This window comes from Actinomadura sp. NPDC049753 (assembly GCF_040674655.1).
Classification (GTDB): domain Bacteria; phylum Actinomycetota; class Actinomycetes; order Streptosporangiales; family Streptosporangiaceae; genus Spirillospora; species Spirillospora verrucosospora.
The window spans coordinates 1-2,942 of sequence record NZ_JBFARL010000396.1 but is presented as its reverse complement, the minus strand read 5'-3'; the positions used below and the strand labels follow the sequence as shown (position 1 = coordinate 2,942).

The following is a 2,942-nucleotide window of genomic DNA, read 5'->3' as shown; positions in this document are numbered from 1 at the left end:
GCGCAGCGGCGCCGCCGGGCCCGCCACGCGCTGGAGCGCGTCGGGCTCGGCCACCGGCTCGGCCACAGGCCGCACCAGCTGTCGGGCGGCGAGAGGCAGCGGGTCGCGATCGCCCGCGCCGTGGTGGGGGAGCCCGCGCTGCTGCTGGCCGACGAGCCGACCGGCGCGCTGGACTCGGCGTCGGGCGCGGGCGTCCTGGACCTGCTGCGCGAGCTGTCCGGCGGCGGCACCACCGTCGTCCTGATCACGCACGACCGGGACATCGCGGCGCTGCTGCCCCGGCAGGTGCGGATGCGCGACGGCCGGATCGTGCACGACGACGCGCGGGTGGGGGCGCCGTGAGCGGGAGGACCGCCTCCGGGGACGCCCCGGCGAGGCTCGGCCCCGGCGACGTGCTGCGCGTCGGCGCCGCCGGCCTGCGGTCCCGGCCGACGCGGGTGTTCCTGTCCGCCCTCGGCATCGCGATCGGCATCGCCGCGATGATCGGCGTGGTCGGCATCTCGACGTCCAGCCGGGCGCAGCTGCAGGCCACCCTCGACCGGCTCGGCACGAACCTGCTCACGGTCGGCCCCGGCCGCGACCTGTTCGGCGGGGACGCCGCGCTGCCCGAGGAGTCCGTCGTCATGGTGGCGCGGATGCCGGACGTGCGGTCGGCGTCGGCGACGGCGAAGCTGGAGGACACCGCCGTCTACCGCAACGACCACATCCCGGAGGGGGAGAGCGGCGGCATCAGCGTCCTGGCGGCCCGCCTCGACCTGCCGCGGACCGTCGGCCTCACCATGGCCTCCGGCACCTGGCTCAACGCGGGCACGGCGAAGTACCCCGCCGTCGTCCTCGGGTCGGCGGCCGCCGACCGGCTCGGCGTCTCGGCGCCGAACACGCAGGTGTGGCTGGGCTCGCAGTGGTTCACCGTCGTCGGCGTCCTGGAACCGAACGGGCTGGCGCCGGAGCTGGACTCGGCCGCGCTCGTCGGCTGGGACGCCGCGGCGTCCCGCCTCGGCTTCGACGGCCACCCGACCACCGTCTACACGCGGGCCCGCAAGGACGCCGTGGCGAAGGTGCGGGACCTGCTCGCGGCGACCGCGAACCCGCAGGCCCCGAACGAGGTCGAGGTCAGCCGGCCCTCGGACGCGCTGGCCGCGCAGCAGGCCGGCGACCGGGCGTTCACCGGGCTGCTCCTCGGCCTCGGCGGCGTCGCGCTGCTGGTCGGCGGCGTCGGCGTCGCCAACACGATGGTGATCTCCGTGCTGGAGCGCCGCGCCGAGATCGGCCTGCGCCGCAGCCTCGGCGCCACGCGGGGCCAGATCCGGCTCCAGTTCCTCGCCGAGTCGCAGATGCTGGCCGTGCTGGGCGGCGTGGGCGGCGTGGCCGCGGGCATCGTGGTCACCGCCGTCTTCGCCGTGACGCAGGGCTGGCCGACCGTCGTCCCGGTGTGGGCGATGGCCGGGGGCATCCTCGCCACCGTCCTCATAGGCGGCGTCGCGGGCCTGTACCCCGCTCTACGCGCGGCCCGCCTGGCCCCCACAGAAGCGCTGGCGACCCCGTGACCACGACGTAAGGAGCCTTAGCCGCGGCCACGGGTCGGGCGGCCGGAAGGCGCTCTGGCGCCTGGAGCTCGCCCGGCCCGTGACGGGGTTCCAGGGGTCGTCGCCCCCTGGGGAAACACCTCACCGCACGCCGTAGAGGTGCTCCAGGGCGAGCTGGTCGAGGTGCTCGAAGGCGGTGCGGCGGGCGCCGAGGGCCTCGGCGTCGGCGGTGGCGTCGCGGACGGAGCGCCAGTCCTCGCCGTCGGCCAGCGTGGGCTGGGCGAGCTCTTCCAGCTTGGCCTCGCGCAGGGCGTCCTGCACGTCGGGGTCGGCGCGGAACGCGCGGGCCTTCTCGCGCAGGATCAGCCAGTTGCGCATGCACGCGGCCGCCGACTCCCACACGCCCCGGTCGTCCTCGGTGCGCGGCGGCTTGAAGTCGAAGTGGACCGGGCCGTCGTAGTCGCTCTGGTCGATCAGGTCGACGACCCAGAACGCGCCGCGCGCGTTCCCGGCGCCGAACCGCAGGTCCTGGTCGTAGCGGGGGCCGTGCTGCCCGTTGAGGTCGATGTGGAACAGCTTGCCCTGCCACAGCGCCTGGGCCAGGCCGTGCGCGTAGTTCAGCCCGGCCATCTCCTCGTGCCCGACCTCGGGGTTCAGGCCGACGGTGTCCGGACGCTCCAGGGTCTGGATGAACGCGAGCGCGTGGCCGATCGTGGGGAGCAGGATGTCGCCGCGCGGCTCGTTCGGCTTCGGCTCGATCGCGAAGCGCAGGTCGTAGCCCTGGTCGGCGACGTAGGCGCCGAGGACGTCGAACGCCTCCTTGTAGCGGTCCAGCGCGGCCCGGACGTCCTTGGCGGCCCCGGACTCGGCGCCCTCCCGCCCGCCCCAGCAGACGTAGGTCCGGGCGCCCAGCTCGGCGGCCAGGTCCAGGTTGTCCATGACCTTGCGCAGCGCGAAGCGGCGGACGTCGCGGTCGTTGGCGGTGAACGCGCCGTCCTTGAAGATCGGGTGCCCGAACAGGTTCGTGGTGGCGGTGGTGACGACCAGGCCGGTCTCGTCCAGGGCCTTGCGGAACGCGTCGATCGCGCCCTGCCTCTCGGCGGGCGTGGCGTCGAAGTCGAACACGTCGTTGTCGTGGAAGTTCACGCCGTAGGCGCCGATCTCGGCCAGCTCGCGGACGGCGCGGTCGGCGGGCATCGGCGGCCGGGTGCCGGGGCCGAACACGTCGACGCCCTGCCAGCCGACCGTCCAGACGCCGAACGAGAAGCGGTCCTCGGGCGTGGGCGTGTAGTCGCTCATGGTTTCTCCTCAGATCTGCGGGGCGGTGTCGCGCAGCGCCGCGTAGCGTGCGCGGACCCCGGCGTCGGTGCGGTCGGCGGTGTGCTCGGTCGCGGGCGGCGCCGGCCAGGCGGGCGG

3 protein-coding genes are annotated in these 2,942 nt (G+C 75.2%); 2 read left to right on the top strand and 1 reads right to left on the bottom strand.

Annotation, left to right across the window (positions count from 1 at the left end; genetic code table 11):
- Positions 1 to 342, top strand: a 342-nt coding sequence (locus AB0K37_RS41475) for an ATP-binding cassette domain-containing protein (protein ID WP_363991537.1), incomplete at its 5' end; no start/stop codon positions are given.
- Positions 339 to 1,547, top strand: coding sequence for an ABC transporter permease (locus AB0K37_RS41470; protein WP_363991535.1), 1,209 nt, complete (start codon positions 339 to 341; stop codon positions 1,545 to 1,547). The genes AB0K37_RS41475 and AB0K37_RS41470, both read left to right, overlap by 4 nt.
- 120 nt (positions 1,548 to 1,667) lie before the next feature.
- On the opposite strand, the gene xylA is transcribed toward AB0K37_RS41470, so the two are convergent.
- Complete coding sequence (gene xylA / locus AB0K37_RS41465) at positions 1,668 to 2,825, bottom strand: xylose isomerase (protein ID WP_363991533.1); 1,158 nt, start codon at positions 2,823 to 2,825, stop codon at positions 1,668 to 1,670.
- Positions 2,826 to 2,942 lie beyond the last annotated feature (117 nt).